Annotated in this window: 21 protein-coding genes; 10 read left to right on the top strand and 11 right to left on the bottom strand. The window is 63.9% G+C overall.

Annotation, left to right across the window (positions count from 1 at the left end):
* Position 1 precedes the first annotated feature (1 nt).
* The 4 genes from GJR96_RS13040 to GJR96_RS13025 form a co-directional block, all read right to left on the bottom strand.
* Positions 2-529, bottom strand: a complete 528-nt coding sequence (locus GJR96_RS13040; protein WP_151163319.1) for a hypothetical protein — start codon at positions 527-529, stop codon at positions 2-4.
* Between the two features lie 30 nt (positions 530-559).
* Positions 560-2,308 (bottom strand): 2-succinyl-5-enolpyruvyl-6-hydroxy-3-cyclohexene-1-carboxylic-acid synthase, encoded by a 1,749-nt coding sequence (menD, locus tag GJR96_RS13035; protein ID WP_151163318.1) that lies wholly within the window; start codon positions 2,306-2,308, stop codon positions 560-562.
* Positions 2,309-2,377: 69 nt separating this feature from the next.
* Entirely contained in the window at positions 2,378-3,703 is a 1,326-nt protein-coding gene (locus tag GJR96_RS13030; RefSeq protein ID WP_151163317.1) for an isochorismate synthase, read from the bottom strand.
* A 196-nt stretch (positions 3,704-3,899) separates the two neighbouring features.
* Positions 3,900-4,493, bottom strand: a complete 594-nt coding sequence (locus GJR96_RS13025; RefSeq protein ID WP_151163316.1) for a sulfite oxidase-like oxidoreductase — start codon at positions 4,491-4,493, stop codon at positions 3,900-3,902.
* Between the two features lie 183 nt (positions 4,494-4,676).
* Here GJR96_RS13025 and GJR96_RS13020 point away from each other — a divergent pair, with 183 nt between their 5' ends.
* The 3 genes from GJR96_RS13020 to GJR96_RS13010 all read left to right on the top strand — a co-directional run bounded on the left by GJR96_RS13020 (position 4,677) and on the right by GJR96_RS13010 (position 7,010).
* Positions 4,677-4,889, top strand: a complete 213-nt coding sequence (locus GJR96_RS13020; protein WP_058570520.1) for a ribbon-helix-helix domain-containing protein — start codon at positions 4,677-4,679, stop codon at positions 4,887-4,889.
* Positions 4,890-4,947: 58 nt separating this feature from the next.
* The gene (locus GJR96_RS13015; RefSeq protein WP_058570521.1) at positions 4,948-5,226 is read left to right on the top strand and encodes a UPF0058 family protein; all 279 of its coding nucleotides are present in this window, start codon (positions 4,948-4,950) and stop codon (positions 5,224-5,226) included.
* A gap of 128 nt (positions 5,227-5,354) precedes the next feature.
* Positions 5,355-7,010 carry a rhomboid family intramembrane serine protease gene (locus GJR96_RS13010; protein WP_151163315.1) on the top strand — a complete coding sequence of 552 codons (1,656 nt, stop codon included), beginning with the start codon at positions 5,355-5,357 and terminating at the stop codon, positions 7,008-7,010.
* 33 nt (positions 7,011-7,043) lie between these two features.
* On the opposite strand, the gene GJR96_RS13005 is transcribed toward GJR96_RS13010, so the two are convergent.
* From GJR96_RS13005 to GJR96_RS12995, 3 genes are all read right to left on the bottom strand, one after another.
* Entirely contained in the window at positions 7,044-7,670 is a 627-nt protein-coding gene (locus GJR96_RS13005; protein WP_151163314.1) for an METTL5 family protein, read from the bottom strand.
* The gene (locus GJR96_RS13000) at positions 7,670-8,065 is read right to left on the bottom strand and encodes a hypothetical protein (RefSeq protein ID WP_151163313.1); all 396 of its coding nucleotides are present in this window, start codon (positions 8,063-8,065) and stop codon (positions 7,670-7,672) included. Before GJR96_RS13000 ends, GJR96_RS13005 begins: the two co-directional genes overlap by 1 nt.
* Positions 8,066-8,316: 251 nt before the next feature.
* On the bottom strand, positions 8,317-9,291 hold the full coding sequence (locus GJR96_RS12995; RefSeq protein ID WP_151163312.1) for a lamin tail domain-containing protein: 975 nt from the start codon (positions 9,289-9,291) through the stop codon (positions 8,317-8,319).
* A 141-nt stretch (positions 9,292-9,432) separates the two neighbouring features.
* Between GJR96_RS12995 and GJR96_RS12990 the strand changes: the two genes are divergently transcribed.
* The gene (locus GJR96_RS12990) at positions 9,433-10,383 is read left to right on the top strand and encodes a transcription initiation factor IIB (RefSeq protein ID WP_058570526.1); all 951 of its coding nucleotides are present in this window, start codon (positions 9,433-9,435) and stop codon (positions 10,381-10,383) included.
* A gap of 48 nt (positions 10,384-10,431) precedes the next feature.
* Here the strand turns inward: GJR96_RS12990 and GJR96_RS12985 are convergent, their stop codons facing one another.
* On the bottom strand, positions 10,432-12,075 hold the full coding sequence (locus tag GJR96_RS12985) for a flippase activity-associated protein Agl23 (RefSeq protein ID WP_151163311.1): 1,644 nt from the start codon (positions 12,073-12,075) through the stop codon (positions 10,432-10,434).
* A 113-nt stretch (positions 12,076-12,188) separates the two neighbouring features.
* On the opposite strand from GJR96_RS12985, the gene GJR96_RS12980 reads away from it, so the two are divergent.
* The 3 genes from GJR96_RS12980 to GJR96_RS12970 all read left to right on the top strand — a co-directional run bounded on the left by GJR96_RS12980 (position 12,189) and on the right by GJR96_RS12970 (position 13,400).
* Complete coding sequence (locus tag GJR96_RS12980) at positions 12,189-12,476, top strand: hypothetical protein (RefSeq protein WP_151163310.1); 288 nt, start codon at positions 12,189-12,191, stop codon at positions 12,474-12,476.
* Between the two features lie 34 nt (positions 12,477-12,510).
* Positions 12,511-12,996 carry a universal stress protein gene (locus tag GJR96_RS12975; RefSeq protein ID WP_151163309.1) on the top strand — a complete coding sequence of 162 codons (486 nt, stop codon included), beginning with the start codon at positions 12,511-12,513 and terminating at the stop codon, positions 12,994-12,996.
* 80 nt (positions 12,997-13,076) lie between these two features.
* Entirely contained in the window at positions 13,077-13,400 is a 324-nt protein-coding gene (locus tag GJR96_RS12970; RefSeq protein ID WP_151163308.1) for a 2Fe-2S iron-sulfur cluster-binding protein, read from the top strand.
* Positions 13,401-13,532: 132 nt separating this feature from the next.
* Here the strand turns inward: GJR96_RS12970 and GJR96_RS12965 are convergent, their stop codons facing one another.
* Both GJR96_RS12965 and GJR96_RS12960 read right to left on the bottom strand, forming a co-directional pair.
* Positions 13,533-14,672: an MBL fold metallo-hydrolase gene (locus GJR96_RS12965; RefSeq protein ID WP_151163307.1), complete on the bottom strand. Its 1,140-nt coding sequence runs from the start codon at positions 14,670-14,672 to the stop codon at positions 13,533-13,535.
* Positions 14,673-14,724: 52 nt separating this feature from the next.
* Positions 14,725-16,416 carry a globin-coupled sensor protein gene (locus GJR96_RS12960; protein WP_151163306.1) on the bottom strand — a complete coding sequence of 564 codons (1,692 nt, stop codon included), beginning with the start codon at positions 16,414-16,416 and terminating at the stop codon, positions 14,725-14,727.
* A 144-nt stretch (positions 16,417-16,560) separates the two neighbouring features.
* On the opposite strand from GJR96_RS12960, the gene GJR96_RS12955 reads away from it, so the two are divergent.
* The 3 genes from GJR96_RS12955 (at position 16,561) to galK (ending at position 19,023) form a co-directional block, all read left to right on the top strand.
* A complete protein-coding gene (locus tag GJR96_RS12955) occupies positions 16,561-17,196 on the top strand; it encodes a rubrerythrin family protein (protein ID WP_151163305.1) in 636 nt (211 codons plus the stop codon).
* 76 nt (positions 17,197-17,272) lie between these two features.
* Positions 17,273-17,833: an MOSC domain-containing protein gene (locus GJR96_RS12950; protein ID WP_151163304.1), complete on the top strand. Its 561-nt coding sequence runs from the start codon at positions 17,273-17,275 to the stop codon at positions 17,831-17,833.
* The gene (galK, locus tag GJR96_RS12945; RefSeq protein ID WP_151163303.1) at positions 17,830-19,023 is read left to right on the top strand and encodes a galactokinase; all 1,194 of its coding nucleotides are present in this window, start codon (positions 17,830-17,832) and stop codon (positions 19,021-19,023) included. The genes GJR96_RS12950 and galK overlap by 4 nt, the downstream gene beginning before the upstream one ends.
* Positions 19,024-19,033: 10 nt before the next feature.
* Here the strand turns inward: galK and GJR96_RS12940 are convergent, their stop codons facing one another.
* Positions 19,034-19,990: an acetamidase/formamidase family protein gene (locus GJR96_RS12940; RefSeq protein ID WP_151163302.1), complete on the bottom strand. Its 957-nt coding sequence runs from the start codon at positions 19,988-19,990 to the stop codon at positions 19,034-19,036.
* Positions 19,991-20,110: the final 120 nt, after the last annotated feature.

Below are 20,110 nucleotides of genomic sequence, written 5' to 3'. Positions count from 1 at the left end.
GTCACTCACCGACTGACCTGCCTGCGACCGGTCCACGCGGACTCGTCACCCACGAGGCGATAGCGACGAGAATGGCGGCGCAAATCCCCACGAGAAACCCTGTCACCCCCGAGAGCGACCCGTAGGTGACGAGACCACCGGAGACGAGTCCAGTCGTGAGTGACCGCCTGCGCCCCATCGAGTCGGGATAGCCGTGCTCTCGGAACCGGGTGAGTCCCCACACGAGGACGGCCACGAGTGGCGCGAGTGCGAGGCCCCGAAGCGGTCGCTGAGACAGCACACACAGCACCAGAAACACGACGACACCGGCGACGAGAGCGAGCGTTCCACGACGACCAAGCGTGCGTGGATAGCCACGTTCGGCAAAGTCCGAGAGGAGGAGAACACCGAGGCCGGCAGTCGTCCCGGCGAAGAAACCGGTCGTCGGGGCGAGAACGACGACTACCCCGTAGGCGAACACGGCAACGCCGACGACTGCGGCGACCACGTACACACTCAGTTCGTACTGGCGACGTAAATTGGAGGACATAGACCCGCCATCGAACCGGCGGCGGAAAAGTCAGTCGGACAACCCGTCCACCACACGTTCGCGGATGTCGTCGCGGACGCGGTGTGAGGACTCGGCGTCGGTTCTGACCTCGATGACGTGGGTGCCGTCGGACGCGACAGACTCGGCGTAGGTGTCACGGAAGTCGTCCATCTCGACGGAGGCGAACGAGAGGTCGTAGAGGTCTTCGGTGGCCGCAAAGTCGAGACCGTGCGGTGTCTTAAACTGGTCTGTGAACGGGGGTTCGTAGTCTTCGATGGGGAGCATGTGGAAGATGCCGCCGCCGTCGTTGTTCACGAGGACGATAGTCGCATCGACACCGAGTCGGCCGAGTGCGAGGAGGCCGTTCATGTCGTGGTAGTACGCGAGGTCACCAGTCAGGAGCGTCAGGTGGTCCGTCACTGCCGACCCGGCACCGAGGGCGGACGAGACGATACCGTCGATGCCGGACGCACCGCGGTTCCCGAGCACGGTTCGCGCTTTCGTCGATGGACGAGCGAACCGGTCGAGTTCGCGGACGGGCATCGAGTTCGAGACGAAGATGGTCGAGGGTTCTGGTGCGATTTCGGCCACGTCGGCGGCGAGTCGGCCTTCGAACGCCGCAGTCTCGTCGTCGACGGCGTCCCAGTGCGCCGCCTCCGCGTCCGTCCACAACTGGTTCCACTCGGTGTCGGGTCGGTTGCGGACGAGTTGCGAGAGTCGCCACGCGAGGACCGACGGTTCGGCCTCGACGAGGTCTGTCGCCGTGAATTCGGCTTCACGCCACCCGCCCGTCGGGTCCACCAGATACTGCCGAGCATCGGTTCGTGCGAGGTACTTTCGGAGCGGCTTGGACGTTGGAGACGCACCGATTCGGACGACGACTTCGGGGTCCGGCCAGTTAGCGGTGACTCGGTCGTCGAGGTAAGCGTCGTATCCACCGAGGACCGTCGTCGTCCGCGTGTGGCCGCCGAATCGGAGTCCCGACAGTGGGTCGGCGACGATGGGGAACCCGGTTGCGTGCGCGAACGCCGCGATGGCCTCGGTATTGAATCCCGGTGGGTCGGCCGGGCCGGCGACGATGAGTCCACGGTCCACAGAGACTTCGTCGGCGAGTTTTCGGAGATGGTCCTCGGAGAGTTCCGGTGCACCGGCGGTCGTTCGGACGTAGGGCGTGCCACCCTCTCGCCCGTCGAGTGCGACGCTGTCGAGGTCGGTCGGCACGTCGCCTTCGACGTGCGTCGGTTCGAGTGGTTTCCGGAATGGGAAGTTGAGGTGGACCGGTCCCGCGTCGACGCCCGTCGCTTCGGAGACGGCCCGCGCGGCGGTGGTGCGGAGACTGCGGAGTTTCCGGTCAGTCGCCTCCGGTTCGGGCATGTCCTTGTACCAGCGGACGGCGTCGCCGTAGAGTTTCTCTTGGTCGACGGTCTGATTGGCACCGCTGTCGCGGATTTCCGGCGGTCGGTCGGCGGTGAGGACGAGCATCGGAACACGCGCCTGCGACGCCTCGATGACCGCGGGGTGGAAGTTCGCTGCGGCGGTTCCAGACGTGCAGACGATTGGTGTGACCGTGCCGGTTCGCCGGGCGCGTCCGAGCGCGAAGTACGCCGCAGACCGTTCGTCGAGGTGTGAGAACGTCTCGATATCGTCGTGTCGGTCGAACGCTTCGGTGAGCGGCGTCGAGCGACTGCCGGGTGCGATGCACACCGCGTCGATGTCGGTGCGTGCCAGTTCGTCAACGAAGGTCCGTGCCCAGAGGGTGTTACGATTCGGGTGTGTCATCTCGTTTCGTTGCAAGTCGTCGTGTGCGTGGAGTAGTCAAAAGACAGTGCTCGGAGGCGAGACGGTCGGTCAGTCGTCGCGTTCGAGTTCGTCGAGGATGGGTCGGTACTTCAGTTGTACCTCGTCCCACTCGGCGTCGGGGTCGGAGTCGGCGACGAGTCCGACGCCGGCGAAGAGCGTCGCCATCGTGTCTTCGACGGTTGCCGAACGGATAGCAACCGCGAAACTGCCGTCGCCCTCGGCGTCGAACCAGCCGACAGGTGCGGCGTACCATCCGCGGTCGAACGGTTCCGTGTCGCGGATGACGTCGAGGGCTGCTTCGGGTGGCAAGCCCCCCACGGCGGGCGTCGGATGGAGCGCATCGACGAGCGAGAGGACGTGTTCGTCGCGTTCGAGGGTCGCGTCGATTGGGGTCCAGAGGTGCTGAACGGTGGCGAGTTTTCGAACCCCGCGCTCGCCGACGCGAATCTCGGCCGAGAGCGAGTCGAGTTGCTCCCGAATCGTCTCCGCGACGAGTTCGTGTTCGTGGTTGTCTTTCTCGCTCGCGAGGAGTTCGTTCGCCAACCACTCGTCTTCGTCGTCGGTGTCGCCGCGACCGGTCGTCCCGGCGAGCGCACCGGTTTCGACGTCTCGGCCGCGAAGTGAGACGAGTCGTTCGGGGGTCGCGCCGAGGAAACTCGCGCCCATGGCGGGTTCGACGAGGAATCGGTGACACTCGGGATACGTTTCACCGAGGCGAGCGAGCAGGTCCGGCACCGACGCGGGACGGTCGAGTTCGACCTCCAGTGCCTGCGCGAGGACCACCTTTCGTAAGTCGCCTGCGCGGATACGCGAGACGGCCGCATCGACGCTTTCGCGCCACGCCTCAACGGAGGTGGTTCGGTGGCGTGTCGAGACGCCCGGCGGTGACTCTGGCGGCGAGTCGTCGAGGTCGGCGAGCGTCGTTCGAACCGCCGCGAGTTTGTCTTCGACCGTTTCGGGGTCGGAACCCACTGCGTTGACGGTCAGCCACGCCGCGTCGTCGTCGAAGACGAGTTGGACCTCGGGGACGACGAACCGTGCCGCCGGGAAGTCTGCCCACGGGTCGCGACCAGTCGCTTCCTCGTGGAAGGCGAGACCACCGAAGAATCGGGGGCGCGCAGCAGCAGGGCCGTCCACGTCTGCCCCGTCGAGGAGGGCAGACGCCGACTCACGAACCTGTGTGAGGCGGTCAGGACCATCTGCCTCGACGGTCACGGCCGCGCCGCCGCCGACGACTGTTGGTTCGTCGGGGGCAGTCCACAGCGTTCGTGGGCGACCTACCGCCGCGAGAGATGCCGTCACTGGCGGCAACGACAGTCGGACCGACCTGCTGACGAGGCGTGTGGCGACCTCGTCTGTCCGCAACGGTTCCATCGATGGACGGTCAGGACCGGGGACGCTTGAAACTCTCCCTTCTGTCCCGAGGGCTATCGGTGTCGCTCGGCGGCCCCGAGCCGACGGTTCTGTCCATTAGTCCACATGTTCGGTCGTCGAGGGTGACGTTCGCGCCGCACGCGGACGCTGTCAGAGTCTCCCTTCGGTGACTCGACAGGGGGAAAAAGAAGACGACCTAACTGTACCGCTCTTCGTTCCACGGGTTCGCAGTGTTCGAGTACCCGCGCTTCTCCCAGTATCCGCGTTCGGGTTCGGTGAGGAACTCGACGCCCGAGACCCACTTTGCGCCCTTGTAGGCGTACTTGTGTGGGGTGACGACCCGAAGCGGGCCACCGTGGTCTGCTGGCAGGTCTTCACCGTTGTAGCCCCAGACGAACATCACTTCGTCCCGCATACACGCGTCGAGTGGAAGGTTCGTGGTGTAGCCATCCAGCGCGTGGAACATCACGTGCACTGCGTCGTCGGTGACGCCCGCTTCCTCGGCGAGGGTCGGAAACGTGACGCCTTCGAACTCGCAGTCGAACTTGCTCCACCCGGTGACGCAGTGGAAGTCCTGTCGCTGCGTCTCGGACGGCAAGTCGCGGAACTCGTCGAACGAGAGGTCGAGTGGATTGTCGACTGCACCCCATACGTCGAACGACCACGTCTCGGGGTCCCACGACGGGGTTCCGCTCTTCGAGAGGACCGGGAATCGTTGTGTCTCACGTTGGCCCGGCGGCAAGCGGTCACCGCCGAACTCTTCGTAGAGGTGCGTGACGTCTTTGGTCATGTTCGATGCTTCGACCCGACGCACCTATCTGTAACGACTCCGGAACCGGATGACTATCGGATTTACTAACAAGAGTCGGGAGAACGAAAACAGAAGTTCGGTTAGGGGAAGGCTAAGTTCAACATTCACTATTGTCACCCCGGTAGAGTTATATACGGCCCTTCCAAACCGTCGGACGTTCAGATGCCCAAAGTAGAGATTACCGTGCCGGAACACCTGGAGATGCAGATCATCCAGCTCGTCGAGAAAGGTGAGTTCGTCAACCGTGACGAAGCGATAGAAGACTTGCTCTCGACTGGCATCCGTGCGTACAAGACCAGCGGTCCGATGTCCGACGAGGACCGCGCGTTCGAAGACGACGGGATGATGGGTCACGAAGACGAGTACGTCTTCTGAACCGAATGACAGCAGTACCCAATAACTCTTAAAACATCCTCGCGCCTAACGGACTCTCATGCACAAGGATGAACTGTTGGAGCTGCACGAACAGATGGTTATCATCAAAGACCACTTCTCCGCCCGCGAACACGTAGACTCCTCGCTGTTCGACCCGTACGACGAACTCGGCGTCGACCCGTCTCACGTCCACAAGTCCAAGAGCGAGCACAAACACGCCGTCTTCGTCCTCGGGAACGCCCTCGCGACTGCGATGAGCGAAGACGAGTTCTCGAGTGCTGGCCGCGTCGGCAAGCGGATGGAGGAGTTGGCCGAAGACGCCGAAGGCAAAATCTGACCGCGAGCGACGCTCGTCCGTTCGGCTACGTGCGTCACGCTTCGTCAGCCGCTGTGTCGCTCGTTAGCAGTGCTCAAGCAGTTCTCCGCGGGTTTCTTTATCACCCGTTCGCACGACACAGGTAGCCAATGCTAGACATCCCCGGCTGGATTCCGTTCCACCGGCTCGCTGCCGTCGCCGCGTTCCTCGTCGCCTTCGTCGTTCTCTCGCTCGTCGACCGGCCGCGTCGCCTGACGGCACCACTGCGCCGTCGGTTCCTCTTCGGACTCCCCCTCGGAACGCTCGTCAGCATCGGGGGCGTCCTCTCCGTGTACCTCTTCGTTCAGGGAGGACTCTCGACGTGGTACCGACCACTCGTCATCCCGTTTCGGGCGTGGTCGTACTTCTATCCGCTCGGTATGGTCACCGCCGCGTTCGCTCACTCCAGCGCCGGGCACCTCGTCGGCAACCTCGTCGGTACGTTGACGTTGGCCCCGATTGCCGAGTACGCGTGGGGACACTATCCGACACGCCGCGGGTCGACGTCGTTTGGGTCGTTCGCCGAGAACCCGTACGCACGGGCGCTCGTCATCTTCCCGCTGGCCGTGTTCGGCGTCGGCCTTCTCACGTCGGTGTTCGCCCTCGGGCCGGTCATCGGCTTTTCCGGCGTCGTGTTCGCGTTCGCCGGGTTCGCACTCGTCACGCGTCCCCTGACGACGATTCTCGCGTTCGTCTCCGGGCGCGTCGTCAGACTGTTCTACGATGCCTTACAGAATCCAGAAGTCGTCGCCACGGCGCGTCCGGTGTTCTCGACGCCGTGGTGGGCGCAAATCGCCATCCAAGGCCACGCTATCGGTCTCCTGTTCGGCGTCCTCCTCGGAATTTGGCTGGTCCACCGACGCGGAACCGACCGCCCGAGCGCATACCGGAGTTTCGCCGGGGTTCTCCTCTTTGCAGTCAGCGAGTCGATGTGGGCGGTGTACTGGTTCCGTGGAACCGACACGTTCGTCCTCTTTCGTGCTATCGGAGTCGCACTGGTCGTCTCGCTCGCGCTACTGGTCGCACTCACGGTATCGGCTTCCAACAAGCCGCTTCGTGACCACGCACCTGCGAACTCGTTGTTCGCCGCGGAGCGCTGGCAAGTCGGCGTGGCCGTCCTCCTCCTCGCGACGGCGGCACTGACCGGGCCTGCAATCCTCCCCAACCTGTTTACCGCCGCCGCAGACGACCTGCCCGGACAGAGCGTCTCGGTCCGAGACTACGAGATTACCTACGCCGAAGACGTGCCGAACGGCTTGACTGCCGTCGTCGACGTGGAACTGTTCGGTGAATCGACGACGACGAACACCTCTGGCGTCATCGTCAAGAGCCAACAGCGGGGTATCTGGACGACTGCCGTCTCGACCGGACGCTTGGCGTTCGACGGTGAGTCGACGGTCAGGGTCGGTGGCCTCGGGTGGCGAGACACGGTCACCGCCGTGCGCGACGGATTCGTCGTCTCGGGGACTGGTGAGTCGGCGTACCGAGTCTTCCTCGTGTCGAACGACTCGGTGACGCTCGCGCACACGACGGACCCAATCCAAGCAGAACCAGTCGTGGCCGGACGAAACATCTCAGTCGTCCCGACGGAGTCGGGATACGACCTCGCTGTATCGTCCGCAAACGGGTCGGTTCGCGGCCCGATGCCGTCGCAGAACGTGACGACGACGCTCGACGGGATTCGGTTCGTCCGGCAGGACACGTTCGTCTTCGCGGAGTACGAGGGGACGCGCGTTCGCGTCGCTCGGCAAGAGACGTACCAGTAGGACGAAACACCGACCGTCGCGGTCAGCCCGTCGCTACCACTCGATTCTGAACACTTCGGCGTCCAGTTCTTTTCGGTCCGAGTCGTGGAAGTCGAACTGTCGTTCGAGGTCGAACGTCGCCCGGAAGGCGTCGGTCAACTCGCCGCCGGCGTCGGCGACGAACGCTTCGACGAACTCCTTGCTCCCCTCGTTGTGGACCGAGTACGACACGTCGGCGACGTCGGCGACCGATTCGAGGAAGGCACGGTCGGCGTGTTCGTTACCGCGCTGTGCGCCGAACGGCGGGTTCATCAGAACTGTCACTGGCTGGTCCTCGGGGAGACACAGTGGCAGGCGGGTCGCGTCACCGCGGACCCAGTGGATGGGCGCACTCGCGCCGACACGACGGGCGTTGCTCGTCGCCGTCTGTAACGCCTCGGGGTCGAGTTCGACGCCGACGACGCGAGCAGGAGAGCGGAGGGCGGCACCGAGGGCGAGCATCCCGGTTCCGGACCCGAGGTCGACGACTGTCGTGTCCTCGACGTCGCCGCGGAGGTCTGCGAGGTGGACGAGGTGCGCGGCGAGGCCCGGGGGCGTCGGGTACTGTTCGAGGGCGACTTTCGGGTTCTCGAAGCCAGCGACCACCGCCAACTGCGCCTCCAACGCGGCTTTGGTTGCCATCAGGCGTCGATGGAACCTCGAGCCTCAAAAGCGACACCCTCGCGGTGGGCACGCTCTTGGAGGGCAGCGAGTGTCGTCTCCACGTCGTCTGGTCGGCAACATTCTGAAACGTCGACGACGAGACGGCCGGCCCCGAGGAACGAGGCCGCGCGGACGTACTCACGAAGACGGTCCGACTCCGACTGGACCGCGAACGGACAGTCCTCGTCGAATCGTGCGTCGACGGCGAGTTCCGCCGGAAGGTACCCTTCGTCTGCGAGTCCGGCTTTCAGGTCGCGCAAGTGGTCTGGAGCGGTGGAGTCGAGCGACGTTGCGTCGATAGTGAGTGGCGTCAGGTCGGTGGGTCGGCCTGCCGAGAGGGCCGCTTCGACGGGGGACGTCTCGAGTGTGCTCATGGTGTTCACACATTTCCTTTGGTTATACATATAACTTTGTGAATGCGCAGAGGTAATACATCAATCTGGGAGACTGTCTGGAAAACGTCGGAATCGGAGGGTATGGCCGGCCTAGAGACTCATTAGGCATTACACCGTAGAATTTCTGGGGGTCACACGCTTCAGCCCCCTCCCCCTGACGGCGACGTGGAGTCGTTGGGGCCCGTTTGGTCAGCCGTGACGAGTTTCGCGTTCGCTGGTCGACTGCCTCGCTACTCGTACGTGTACGAGAGGACCGTTTCACCAGACGCGTCGCGCACGGTAATCGTGTCACCGCCGTTGTTCCAGACTGCTCCCGACCGCCCCCAGTAGACGTCTTCGGCGGAGTCGGTTCCAGACCCGGTGTGGAGTCGCAGTACCCCACCCGGGGCGAGTTCCGTCCCCTCGGCGAAGGTGTACGTCGCACCGGCGGCGTCGGAGACAGTCCACCCAGAGAGGTCGAGTACCTCGTCGCCGTCGTTTCTGAAGGTCACGTACTCCTCGTTGAGATTGTCGTTGTCGTTCCCGGGTGCGTCGGCGACGATGGTGACAGAGAACCCGTCGTCGGTACTCGCGTCCGACCCACCTGCTGCCGACCCTTCGGTCGCACACGCCCAGAGGCCGACACCGCGTTCGCGTGCGTCACGCTCGGCGCGTTCGTATCGCTCGCGTTCTTCGAGCGAACTCTCGTAGAACCGAGCGTGGCCGTCGGTGAGGAGTTCGTAGTTGAACTCGGACCCGTCGACGACGACGTACGCGAGGAGTCTGCCGTAGTACCCTCGCTCACCCGCTTTCTCGTCGAAGCGGAGTTCGACCGTCTTCCCGGAGAGTCTGTCTTTCGCGAAGTCACTCGCGTCGTGGCCGGCATCGCGGAGACACGCGATTCCCTCGTCGGTATCTGGCACGCCCTCGAACTCGCCGGGTGTGTTCTCACCGTACACCTCGGGCGTGTCGACGCCGAGGAGTCGAACCGTCTCGCGCGCACCGTCGGGCATGACGACTTTGATGGTGTCGCCATCGACGACTTCGACGACTTCGACAGATACGTCACCGGTCGCAGTCGCGTCCGTCGGCGACGACGTGGCCGTGGTCGATGGCGGTTCCGTGGGTGTCGGCGCAGGGTCTGTGGCCACTCCTCCGCCACCCAGACAGCCCGAAAACACCACGAGTAGTACGATGACAAGTGTCGCGGTAGCACCTCTTACCATTCGATTAACCGTTAGTCAGGGAACCGTATAAGTAGGAGAGGCAAACACGTCGAAACTCGCGAGCCGGTAATCGGGGGACGGCGCAGTCTATCATGATTGTGACAAAAAGGTTTAAATTCGAGCTCCACCAGAAACCTTTTAATGGAACGTCCGAGCCGGCAGCGTCAACGAGAGGAGGCAACGGCACAAGAGGACGAGCGACTCAACTGCCCGGAGTGTGGGTCTGACCAGATCGTCACAGATGCAGACCAGGGGGAGCTGGTGTGTGACGACTGTGGTCTCGTTCTCGACGAGCGACAGATCGACCGAGGGCCAGAGTGGCGCGCGTTCAATCACTCAGAACGACAGTCGAAGTCGCGCGTGGGCGCACCAATCACGGAGACGATGCACGACCGTGGGTTGACGACGACCATCGACTGGAAGGACAAAGACGCCTATGGCCGGTCGCTCTCGTCGGAGAAACGGTCGCAGATGCACCGTCTTCGAAAGTGGCAGGAACGAATCCGGACCAAAGACGCCGGTGAACGAAACCTGCAGTTCGCCCTCAGCGAAATCGACCGTATGGCGTCCGCACTCGGCGTCCCGCGGTCCGTACGTGAAGTCGCGTCGGTCATCTATCGACGCGCACTCAACGAAGACCTGATTCGGGGACGCTCCATCGAGGGCGTCGCCACATCCGCCCTCTATGCCGCGTGTCGGCAGGAAGGCATCCCACGTTCGCTCGACGAAGTCGCCGAAGTTTCTCGCGTCCCGCAGAAGGAGATTGGTCGCACGTACCGCTACATTTCCCAAGAACTTGGCCTCGAACTCAAGCCAGTCGACCCCAAGCAGTTCGTCCCCCGGTTCGCCTCCGCCCTCGACCTGTCCGAAGAGGTACAGGCGAAGGCCACCGAAATCATCGACGTCTCTGCCGAGCAGGGCCTGCTCTCGGGCAAGTCGCCGACGGGATTCGCCGCCGCCGCAATCTACGCCGCCTCGCTGCTCTGTAACGAGAAGAAGACCCAGCGCGAAGTCGCCGACGTGGCGCAGGTGACGGAAGTCACTATCCGCAACCGCTACCAAGAGCAAATCGAAGCGATGGGCTTCCGCTAAGTCCAGTCAGCGCCGCGGCCAAGATTCAGTTCAGCACAGAACCCGCGACTACTTTTTGACGAACACGACGACAGGCCTCCCCCAGAGCGCCGTGTCGTACTCGTGTGCGACGTAGCCATCGAGTATCGGTGCGAGCGTCGACCGCTCGTCAGCGGGTGCGACGACCACTGGTGCTTCGTTCGGACGCTCTCGAAGTTCCACCGGCGTAGTGACAGACGCAGTATCCGCACCGATTCGGGCGACGTACCACGCCATCGGGAGTCGCTCACCCCATCGGTCGGGGACCGGAGGATAGTCCGCCGCGCCGTCGGCGACGTACATCGAACTGCCGTAGTAGAGCACGTCGACTTCGTCGTCGTCGGTCGGTCCGACCCACGTCGAGAGGTTCTCGCGGAACTCGGTGAACTCGCTCGACGGTTGGGCGTAGTGCGCGAGGCGGGTGTCGCGGTCGCTCGGTGCGTAGACCTCTCCGGTCGCGACGGCACCTGTCTGGGCAACGAGTGCCAACAGGACGAGTGCCGCGGCGGCGACCCGCGGGATACTCCCCGTATCGAGTGCGTCTCGTCCCCACCTGACGAGGGTAGCGAGGCCGATGGCCGCCGGAATGGCGAGTGGAACGACGGCGTAGACACCCAGCCACGGGGCCGACACTTCGGTCAGCATCGGGACGAACACGAGCGATGCACCGGCCCAGTAGGCGGCCGCAGAGACGACGGGTCGTGGCCCCCCCGCCGTGTAGCGGTCGGCGACGAAGACTGCGACGGCGAGGAGCGTCACCGGCAACGCCGCCACGGCGAGTGTCTCGACGAAGTCACCGAGGTACGGGAGGTACTCGTGGGTGCCCTCGGGGTAGCGGTCGGCGACACGGACGCCGAGGAAACGGCGAACCGACTCGAACAGTGCCACGTCGATTGCCGCCAGAATCGTCCCCGGCGTGTAGAGTCCAGCGTCGTCGGTGATGCCGGCCCGCGGAGCGAAGGTGAAGATGTAGAGGCCCACGAAGACGAGCACCGAGCGTGCTGCGTACGTCGATTCACCACGGATGCGTGCGGCGAATTCTCCGAGTCGCGTCGCGGCGGGACGTGACGACTGGAGGAGTGCCGCGTGGTCGAAGACGAGCACACCGGCGATTCCGAGACACCCGAGTGTGACGACGGCCAAGCCAGACGATGCGAGGGCCAGCGCACTCGCCGCAGCGAGGCCGTATGCGTTGTGCCGGCCGTCGCCGTCGAGTAATCTGAGGGCGAAGCCGAAGGCAGCGAGCGTAAAGCCTACCGCGAGGAGGTCACCGCGGGCGAACCGTCCGTAGTAGACGAGGAGCGGACTCAGTGCGAGGACGGCGGCGAATGCGACAGTCTCGTCGTCCTCCAGATGGGACCGAAAGAGGAGGGAGACGAGCGGAAGTGCGGCACCAGCGACGGCGACGGGGAGACGGAGCGCGAAGTCGGTTGGACCGAAGACGGCGAGTGACGTCCGACCGAGGAGGTAGACGAGTGGCCCACCGGCGACTGGCCGGTACGTCAGGTACCCCGTCTCTAGATAACGGAGACTCCAGTACCCGACGCGGGCCTCGTCCCAGTGGAGTGGCCGGTCGCCGAGGCCGACCAGACGGACGACGAGTGCGACGAGGGCGAGTGCACCCACGGCGAGTGTCGGTCGGTCGGCGCGCCACTCGGCGCGAGAGGGTATCATGAGGTACCGTGTCGCGCCGGATGCCAGAAAGGTTACGACTCGGAGGCACCGCCCCGAGTCCCGGCGTCGATGCCTTCGAAAGCGTCAACCCCGCCGACCGGTAGCACAGGAATATGACGCTCATCGATTCGCTTCCACCGCGACCGCTCGAACCGCAGGAACTCACCTCGCTGAATCGCGCCGAGGCGTTCGAACTCGTGGTCGCCGTCGAGAGCGACGGGCCGGCACGCGGCGTCCTGTTCGCCACCGACTCGTGGGTCAAAGGTGTCGCCTACGACGACGTGTCGGGGTGGACGCTCGTCGAGACAGTCGCGCTCGACGATGAGACTGCCAGAATCGACGGCCTGCAGGCCTGTGAGGACGCCGTCCGGTCCTTCCAGAACGACGAGAACGAGGAGTAGAATTAACCCCGTTCCGGACTAAGTGTAATTTGTCATGTACAGCGAAATCCTCGTGCCCACCGACGGGAGCAAGGCCGCCGAACGGGCCATCGAACACGCACTCGACATCGCCGAGACCTACGGTGCACGAATCCACGCGCTGTACGTCGTCGATACGAGTATCTACACCTCCCTCGACGCCGGGGCCGACGTCGTCATCGACGCACTCGAACGCGAGGGCGAGGTTGCGACTCGGCACGTCCGAGAGGCCGCCGAAGAAGCGGGCGTCGAAGTCGACGCCGAAGTCGTGACTGGGACGGCGTACCGGTCGATTCACGACTACATCGAGAACCACGACATCGACCTGGTCGTCATGGGGACCCACGGCCGAACCGGCCTCAGCCACTATCTGCTCGGCAGCGTCACCGAACGCGTCGTCCGCACGGCACCGGTTCCGGTGCTCACTGTCCGACTGGGAGACGAAGAAGCAGAGGCAGAAGCGGAAGCCGAAACGGCACCGACGGACGAAGCGGACGAATAACTCCCTCGACCGAGGTCAGAATCGAGCAAGCGGCACTGCTTTGATAAACAGTTTTGGTGTGGTCGCTCATACGCCGCGGTATGACCGAGTACACCGTCGAGTTCGTCGGCACGGGGGACACGATTACGGTCTCCGACAAGCAGACCATCCTCAAAGCCTGTCTCGAAGCGGGTATCGCACAAGAGTACTCGTGCCGCGTCGGCATGTGTATCGCCTGTACCGCCGAGATTCTCGAAGGTGAGGTCACCCAACCCGCCGCCCGTGGCCTGACCGAAGAAGAAGCCGAGAACTACGCGCTCACCTGTATGGCACGTCCACAGAGCGACCTCAAACTCGAACGCGGCGTCTACCCACCGAGCATCGAAGAGGACGCTGCTGCCGCAGACGCCGCCGCAGACGACTGACGACGGTGAAGTCCGACACGGGTGGCCGTGTCACCAGTCGATTCGTTTCGCTTCGGTCCACCACGACTGACGTGCGAGTGCACACACGACTGACCGTACGGACTGACTATACGCACCGACTGTCCAGTGACTTCACGCACGGGTCGTCGTCGCGGCGCAGTTGTTCGGTCCTAACTCGACTTCGAACGCGTCGTCGTCTTCGAGCGACTCCTGTCCGAGGTTGGTCGCGACGATACGCTCGAAGTTCGTCGGCCGAGGTGGCATCTCCGAGAGCGTGTACGAGACGAACTCGTCAGCGTCCATCGACAGCGCATCGAGGTGTCGGCGGAGATAGCCGAGCGTCGCCACGTACACGCCGTCTTCGTTCGGGACCGCAGCAGTGCTGTAGTGGCCGGGCGCGATTCGTGTTTCGTCGGCGAACTCGCCGTACCGTTCGACGAGCGTCCGGTGAAGTCGCCGTGCGGCGGCGGGTGCCCCTTCGTCGCCCGCTTCGAGGTCGGGTCGCGCGACGCTCTCGACGAAGAGGCCGTCACCGACGAACAGGAGGTCTCCGAGACGGAATGCGGTCATCTCGCTCGTGTGCCCCGGGGAGTGAACGGCGACGAGCTCGACGCCGCCGAGAGAGACGGCGTCCCCGTCTTCGAGCAGTCGGGCATCGAACGTGAGACCGCGCGCCTTCGCGCCAGCAGGGAGAGCGATTGCTGCGCCCGTTCGCTCGGCCACGGCGCGGACGCCGCTGACGTGGTCGGCGTGGACGTGTGTATCGATAGCGGCGACGAGTTCGGCACCGTGGTCGTGTGCGTCTTCGACGTACCGGTCGGCGAAGGCCCGAAGTGGGTCGACGACGACTGCCTCGTCACCGTCGACGACGAGGTACGCGAGACACCCACTGGACGGCCGGTCGTACTGGAGCACTGTCGCATCTGCGTGGCGAATCCTCGACACCCGGTAGACTCGCGCCCACCCGTTCATGCCTGATTCGAGATTCACAGCCTCGACACCGGCATCTGTGAGGAGGTCGGCGACGTGGTCGCTCGCGCGTCCTTCCCCACAGACGACCACGACCGGCGAGGGCGCGTCGCGGAACTGGTCGGCAACGTCGTCGACCGTCCCGAGGACTTCCGCCTGCGTGAAACGAATCGCCGGAATCTGTGTCGCGGTCACGAACCGCCCATCGACGTGCCACTCGTCGAACTCGTCGCGGTCGCGTACGTCGAGAATCGCTGTCGGTGTCCTGCGGTGGAGGCGGGCGGCGAGTTCGTCGGGGGTCATCCGTCACACTACGCACTCGCGCCGCAAGAACACTCCGTCGAGTGCGACAGGTCTACTGTGTGGTTCCGCCGTCGTTGCTAAGTAGGTGGTCGGGTGGGCCGTCGAATTCCTCCGATTCGAGAATGTCGGCCGGTGGCCCATCGACGGGCACCTCCCCCGCAGGGTCTGTCGTGGGTTCGTCCGCAGTCGAGTCTCCGTCGACGGCGTTGTCACCGCCGAGACGGTGTGCCGCATCACGGATGGTGAGTACCTGCTGGGTCTGCGAGCGATTCGCCTCGGCAATCTCTCCAATCTGGTCGGAGACTTCGACGGCCATCTCGTTCGCACGGTCGACCATGTCGGCGATTTGTTCGGCACTCACCGCCTGGTCGTCTGTGGCCGCAGCGACTTCGCTGACACCGGCAGAGGTCTGTTCGACCGCAGCCGAGATGTCCGTGAGACTGCGCATCACGTCTTCACCCCGGTCGATACCGTCGTAGAGGCGGTCGGTCGTCTGCGAGAGACTCTCGATAGTCTCCTGTGCCTCGGTTTGGATGTGGTCGACCGTCTCTTCGACTTCGGTCGCACGGGCCTGCGACTCTTCGGCGAGGTTCTTCACTTCGCTCGCGACGACGGCGAACCCTTCACCGGCATCACCCGCACGTGCCGCTTCGATAGAGGCGTTCAGCGCGAGCAAGTTGGTCTGCTCGGCGATGTCGTTGATGGCGTCGAGGACTTCGTCTATCTCTTCTATCTGGTCGTGGAGGCCCTGCACGTCCGCAGACGCCGTCTCGGCCGCCTCACTCACGTCACGCATCACGTCGATTGCTTCGTCGGCGGCATCTTCGCCCTCTGCGGCGCGTTCGGCGGCGTCGGAACTGGTCCGTTCGACTTCCTCCGCAGTCGCTGCAATCTCCTCGACGGTGGCGCTCATGTTCGACACCTCGTCGGCGACGGTAGACATGTCGTCGGCCTGGAACTCGGCGATTTCCTTGATATCGGTCGTCCGGTCTGTGACCTCTTCGGACGTCTCGAGCAAGGTTTCGATGGGGGCGCTGACGTCGGATTCGACCTCCGAAGCGAGTTCCTTCCGGCGTGCTGCGGCCTCCCGTGCGGCCTCGCTGTACGACTGGATGTACGTGTCCATCGCCACTTGCTGGTCGAGCGAGAGAAGTTTCAAGACCGGGAGGAGACGCTCGACGAGTGTGTCGATAGCTGCTTCGACCGCGTCGGGTTCGTCTTCGCTGCCGCCGCCGACCAGTCCATCGAGGAATCCCCCGCTTGCCGTGGTCGTGGTGGCGAACTCGTCTTTGACTTCTGCCGCGAGTGCCTCGGTGAGTCCCTCGTAGTATACAGAGTATGCCCCGAGGTAGAACTTCGGTCCGAGGTCTATCATGTCGTGTATCTTCCCGATGCGCGCCCGCCGCGAGAAGTACTCCGTGTCGTACTCTCCACGACCAAGTTCGCGGAGGTACGCCGCTTGGTCGGCCTTCAACATCTCGACGGTCTTGGTCGATTTGTCGAAGAACGATTCGGCCTCGGGGTGTGAACCGAGGTGCTGATAGAACTCTTCGGCGAACTCCTCTGCGAACTCGTCGAAGATTGGTTTACACTCGCGCAGGCACTGTTCGTCTTCGTCCGAGAGGCGGACGAACGACTTTCTGCGCTCGATTTCAGACTCGCCGATACCCAACTGAGAGAGGAGATGTGCCCCGTCGACGTTGGCACGGGCGTCGGCCGTCACTCGGTCGAAGGAATCCGTCATACTGAACGAATCGTCCCTTCCCGTATTTGAACCCTCACTGCCCACTATCAGGACTGATACCACAATAGCGTGGGGCAATATATCCGACACGGCTCAGACACCCTCGGCCCAAGGTTCACGTCTTCAGCGCCCGATACGTCGTGTATGAACGCTCTATCGTTTCGTGAGGCTGTCGAGTCGGCGAAGCGAACGCAACTCGACCGCCTCGGGTCCTCGAAGTTGCTCCTCTCGGTGACGAATGCGGACCTCTCGGAGTCGGCCGTGCTCCGCGCCGCCGCGAACTCCGAACACGCCGCTCGCGAGACGTTTCGGGTGTGGGCCACCGACGAGCGTGACGAACGCGCGAAAGCGGCGTTCGAGAAGACGGCACAGCAGGAAGCCGAGCACTTGCGTCGCGTCCTCGACAGTCTCGAAGATGATATCGAACTCCCTGACGCGGCAGGGCCGATGCACGCCTACCTCCGCGGGCGCGACGACACCGTCGAGCGAATCGCCGCCGGGATGGTCGGGAGGGGACTCGTCTCGCTACGGACGCACACGCAGGTCATCGGGTTCTTCGTCAACGAGGCTGACAGGCAGGGCGCGGACCTGTTTCGTGAATTGAAGACCGAGACCGAAGACACGCTCACGACGGGACTCGAACTACTCGACGAGTTGTGTGAAGACGACGACGACTGGCAGCGTGCGCAGATGGTCGCCGAGTACGTCGTCCAGGTCGCGTACGACGACTACGCCGACGGTCTCGCAGAACTCGGCGTGGACCCGAAGCCACTCTGTTGAGTCCGGTCACACCGACGTTTCAGCACGCACTCGCCGCGACCCAACGTATTCATCCCAACCGGTGCTACCCAGAGCTATGACTACAGCGGCCGACGGAGTCGTCGAAGGCCTCTACACCGCACCGTCGAAGGGCGAACCGATGGTTGCACACGAGGCGATAGCCGTCAGAGAAGGTGGTATCGACGGTGACCGCTACCTCCGTGGGACGGGGTACTACTCGGCCACCGACGGGTGTCAGGTGACGCTCGTCGACGCCGCAGTTCTCGACGATGCCCACGACGAGTTCGACATCGACCTCTCGGAAGGTCGTCATCGGCGGAACATCGTCGTCCGCGGTATCGACCCGACAGACTTCCTCGACGCGACGTTCAGGGTCGGCACCGCCGAACTTCGCGGGACTCGGCTTAGACCACCGTGCGCGTACCTCGGCGAACTCGTCGGCGACGAGAGCGTCGTCGAGGCACTTCGGGAGCGCCGCGGCGGCATCTGCGCCGACGTGGTCACGTCCGGACAGGTCAGCGTCGGCGACGAGATTCGCATAACCGAGGCGAACCCGCGAGAGATTGGGCAGCGAATCGCCGCCAGATTGGGAGGCACGAACGAAGAGACGACACACACGGAGCGTGACGAAGCGTGAGCGAGAGCGCATCTGAGGTATCCGAGGGGCCGGTCGAGCGCGCGCTGAACGGATTCGAAGCGGCATTTGGCGCCGGCGCTGACGACACACCCGACCCGGTCGTCGCCCTCGCTCCCGGCCGGGTGAACCTCGTCGGCGGCCACACCGATTACAACGACGGCCTGTGTCTTCCGATGGCCGTCGACCGAACCGTCGCGGTGGCGGCCAGGGCACGCGACGACGACCAGATTCGCGTCCACGCGACTGACTTCGGCGAGACGGCGACGTTCGGCCCTGACGACGACCCGGACGGCTGGGTCGCCTACGTCGCCGCCGTCGCACGGGTCCTCCGTGAAGACGAGTCGATTCCCGGTGCAGACCTCGCAATCGCGTCGGACGTTCCTTCTGGGGCCGGTCTCTCGTCGTCCGCTGCCGTCGAACTCGCCGTGGGACGAGCGCTGCTCGGTGTCGCCGGTACAGAAATTCCCACCATCGACCTCTCCCTCGCGTGCTGGCGGGCCGAGCGGGAGGGCGTCGGCGTCGAGTGCGGCATCCTCGACCAGTTCGCCGTCGGCCTCTGTGAACCCGACTCGGCGCTCTTCTTGGACTGCCGAACGCGCGAATTCGAACAGGTCCACTTCAGCGGCGACGTTGGAATCCTCGTCGTCGATACCGGCGTCTCGCACGAATTGGCTGACTCGGGGTACAACGACCGGGTTCGTGAGTGTCGACGGGCCGTCTCTATACTTCGAGAGTCGTCGGAAACCCCCGTCGAGTCACTCAGAGACGCGGACGTCGACTTGCTCGAAGCCCACGTCGACGCGCTGGGAGACGTTCTGTACCGACGCGTCCGACACGTCGTGACCGAGAACGAACGCGTCAGAGACGCCTGTGAGGCGCTCTCTGCGCACGACTTCGAGCAGGTCGGAGCGAAGATGGTCGCCGGACACGAAAGCTTACGAGACGACTACGAAGTGAGTTGCGCGGAACTCGACGCGGCCATCGACCTTCTCACAGCGTTCGACGGTGTCTACGGTGCTCGGATGACTGGCGGCGGGTTCGGCGGGAGCGCGGTTGCACTGGTCACAGAAGATGCACTCGGCCGGACAGAAGCGGGGGTTCGGGCAGCACTCCCGGAGCGTGTCGGAGCAGACGCACAGGTGTTTTCGTGCCGCCCGAGTGGCGGTGTCCGGTTGGTCGACGCGCTGTAACGGACTCGACTCACTCGGGGAAGATACTCTCCGGCAAGTACGCTGTGACCGTCCAGTTGGGCGCGTCCACGACTTCGCTTATCTTGAGGTCTACCGCCGCCGAACAGAGGATGTACGCCTCGCCACGGGTCAGACCACGTTCGGTTTCGAGGTGCGAAATCATGTGGCGGACGGCCTTCTTCGTCGCCTCCATCAGGTCGTCCGCGATACCGGCCGTGCCGTACATCGGTTCGTCCGACCCGGTCGGGGTGAACGGTCCCGTCGTCTTCAACTCGGGTTGCGAGATTGACTTGTCTTTGAGTACGTCGAACCGCGCCGTGACGAACATCGGCGCTTCGATGCCCGTCACACAGACTTCGCCGTCACCCTGTGCGGCGTGGCAGTCGGCAGTTGAGAACAGTGCCCCTTCGACTTCGATGGGCAGGTACAGCGTCGACCCTTTCGTGAGGTGCTTGATGTCGAAGTTCCCCCCAGTGTCACGCGGCGGAAGTGTGTTGTGTGCGCCGTTTTCCTCGGGTGCGACGCCCGCGATACCGGGGAACATGTCCAGTGGCACCTCGATTCCGTTCACGAAGTGCGCCACGTCGTCGTCGAGGTCCCAGATGTGGAGGCCGGCCTCCTCGAAGTCCTCGGGGAGGAGGCCCAGACCCATCTCACCGGGCATGTAACCAGTGTATCCCCAGCCTTTGTGTTCGAAGTCGAGGAACTCGACAGCGAGTACGTCGCCCGGTTCTGCACCTTCGACGGCGACAGGACCGGTGAGTGGGTGCACTGGGTCGAAACTCGCGTTCGCGAGGTCGTCGGCAGTCGATTCCGGTGTGATTTGTCTGTCCAGCGCGTCACGGCACTCGAACCGGACGACTTCGCCGGGTTCGACCGTCACGAGTGGGTCCAGACTGTTGTCCCACTTGTTGTGGATGTTCTCGTCGGCGTCGCTCAGTTCGTAGTCGACGGTGTACGATGGCATGCGCTAGCGAGTAACGTTCCATAGTGACAAAAGCTAGCTAGCTGTCGAGGGGCGAGTTCGAAAACGCAACCGTATCGAGGAGAGAGTGGTCGCGGCTTACGCTTCGTCGAACAATGTGAG

Origin of the sequence: Haloferax litoreum (assembly GCF_009674605.1) — an archaeon.
Classification (GTDB): Archaea; Halobacteriota; Halobacteria; order Halobacteriales; family Haloferacaceae; genus Haloferax; species Haloferax litoreum.
Note: the sequence above shows the minus strand (reverse complement) of the source record. Positions and strands in the feature narration are given on the sequence as shown.

Excerpts from the sequence above, each read along its gene's own strand:
- GJR96_RS13010 (WP_151163315.1), top strand. The coding sequence starts at position 5,355 with ATGCTAGACATCCCCGGCTGGATTCCGTTCCACCGGCTCGCTGCCGTC.
- GJR96_RS12980 (WP_151163310.1), top strand. The coding sequence starts at position 12,189 with ATGACGCTCATCGATTCGCTTCCACCGCGACCGCTCGAACCGCAGGAA.
- GJR96_RS12970 (WP_151163308.1), top strand. The coding sequence starts at position 13,077 with ATGACCGAGTACACCGTCGAGTTCGTCGGCACGGGGGACACGATTACG.
- GJR96_RS13020 (WP_058570520.1), top strand. The coding sequence starts at position 4,677 with ATGCCCAAAGTAGAGATTACCGTGCCGGAACACCTGGAGATGCAGATC.
- GJR96_RS13005 (WP_151163314.1), bottom strand. The coding sequence starts at position 7,670 with ATGGCAACCAAAGCCGCGTTGGAGGCGCAGTTGGCGGTGGTCGCTGGC.
- GJR96_RS12975 (WP_151163309.1), top strand. The coding sequence starts at position 12,511 with ATGTACAGCGAAATCCTCGTGCCCACCGACGGGAGCAAGGCCGCCGAA.
- GJR96_RS12965 (WP_151163307.1), bottom strand. The coding sequence starts at position 14,672 with ATGACCCCCGACGAACTCGCCGCCCGCCTCCACCGCAGGACACCGACA.
- GJR96_RS12940 (WP_151163302.1), bottom strand. The coding sequence starts at position 19,990 with ATGCCATCGTACACCGTCGACTACGAACTGAGCGACGCCGACGAGAAC.
- GJR96_RS13025 (WP_151163316.1), bottom strand. The coding sequence starts at position 4,493 with ATGACCAAAGACGTCACGCACCTCTACGAAGAGTTCGGCGGTGACCGC.
- GJR96_RS12955 (WP_151163305.1), top strand. The coding sequence starts at position 16,561 with ATGAACGCTCTATCGTTTCGTGAGGCTGTCGAGTCGGCGAAGCGAACG.
- GJR96_RS12960 (WP_151163306.1), bottom strand. The coding sequence starts at position 16,416 with ATGACGGATTCCTTCGACCGAGTGACGGCCGACGCCCGTGCCAACGTC.
- GJR96_RS13030 (WP_151163317.1), bottom strand. The coding sequence starts at position 3,703 with ATGGAACCGTTGCGGACAGACGAGGTCGCCACACGCCTCGTCAGCAGG.
- GJR96_RS13040 (WP_151163319.1), bottom strand. The coding sequence starts at position 529 with ATGTCCTCCAATTTACGTCGCCAGTACGAACTGAGTGTGTACGTGGTC.
- GJR96_RS13000 (WP_151163313.1), bottom strand. The coding sequence starts at position 8,065 with ATGAGCACACTCGAGACGTCCCCCGTCGAAGCGGCCCTCTCGGCAGGC.
- menD (WP_151163318.1), bottom strand. The coding sequence starts at position 2,308 with ATGACACACCCGAATCGTAACACCCTCTGGGCACGGACCTTCGTTGAC.
- GJR96_RS13015 (WP_058570521.1), top strand. The coding sequence starts at position 4,948 with ATGCACAAGGATGAACTGTTGGAGCTGCACGAACAGATGGTTATCATC.
- GJR96_RS12995 (WP_151163312.1), bottom strand. The coding sequence starts at position 9,291 with ATGGTAAGAGGTGCTACCGCGACACTTGTCATCGTACTACTCGTGGTG.
- GJR96_RS12985 (WP_151163311.1), bottom strand. The coding sequence starts at position 12,075 with ATGATACCCTCTCGCGCCGAGTGGCGCGCCGACCGACCGACACTCGCC.
- GJR96_RS12990 (WP_058570526.1), top strand. The coding sequence starts at position 9,433 with ATGGAACGTCCGAGCCGGCAGCGTCAACGAGAGGAGGCAACGGCACAA.
- GJR96_RS12950 (WP_151163304.1), top strand. The coding sequence starts at position 17,273 with ATGACTACAGCGGCCGACGGAGTCGTCGAAGGCCTCTACACCGCACCG.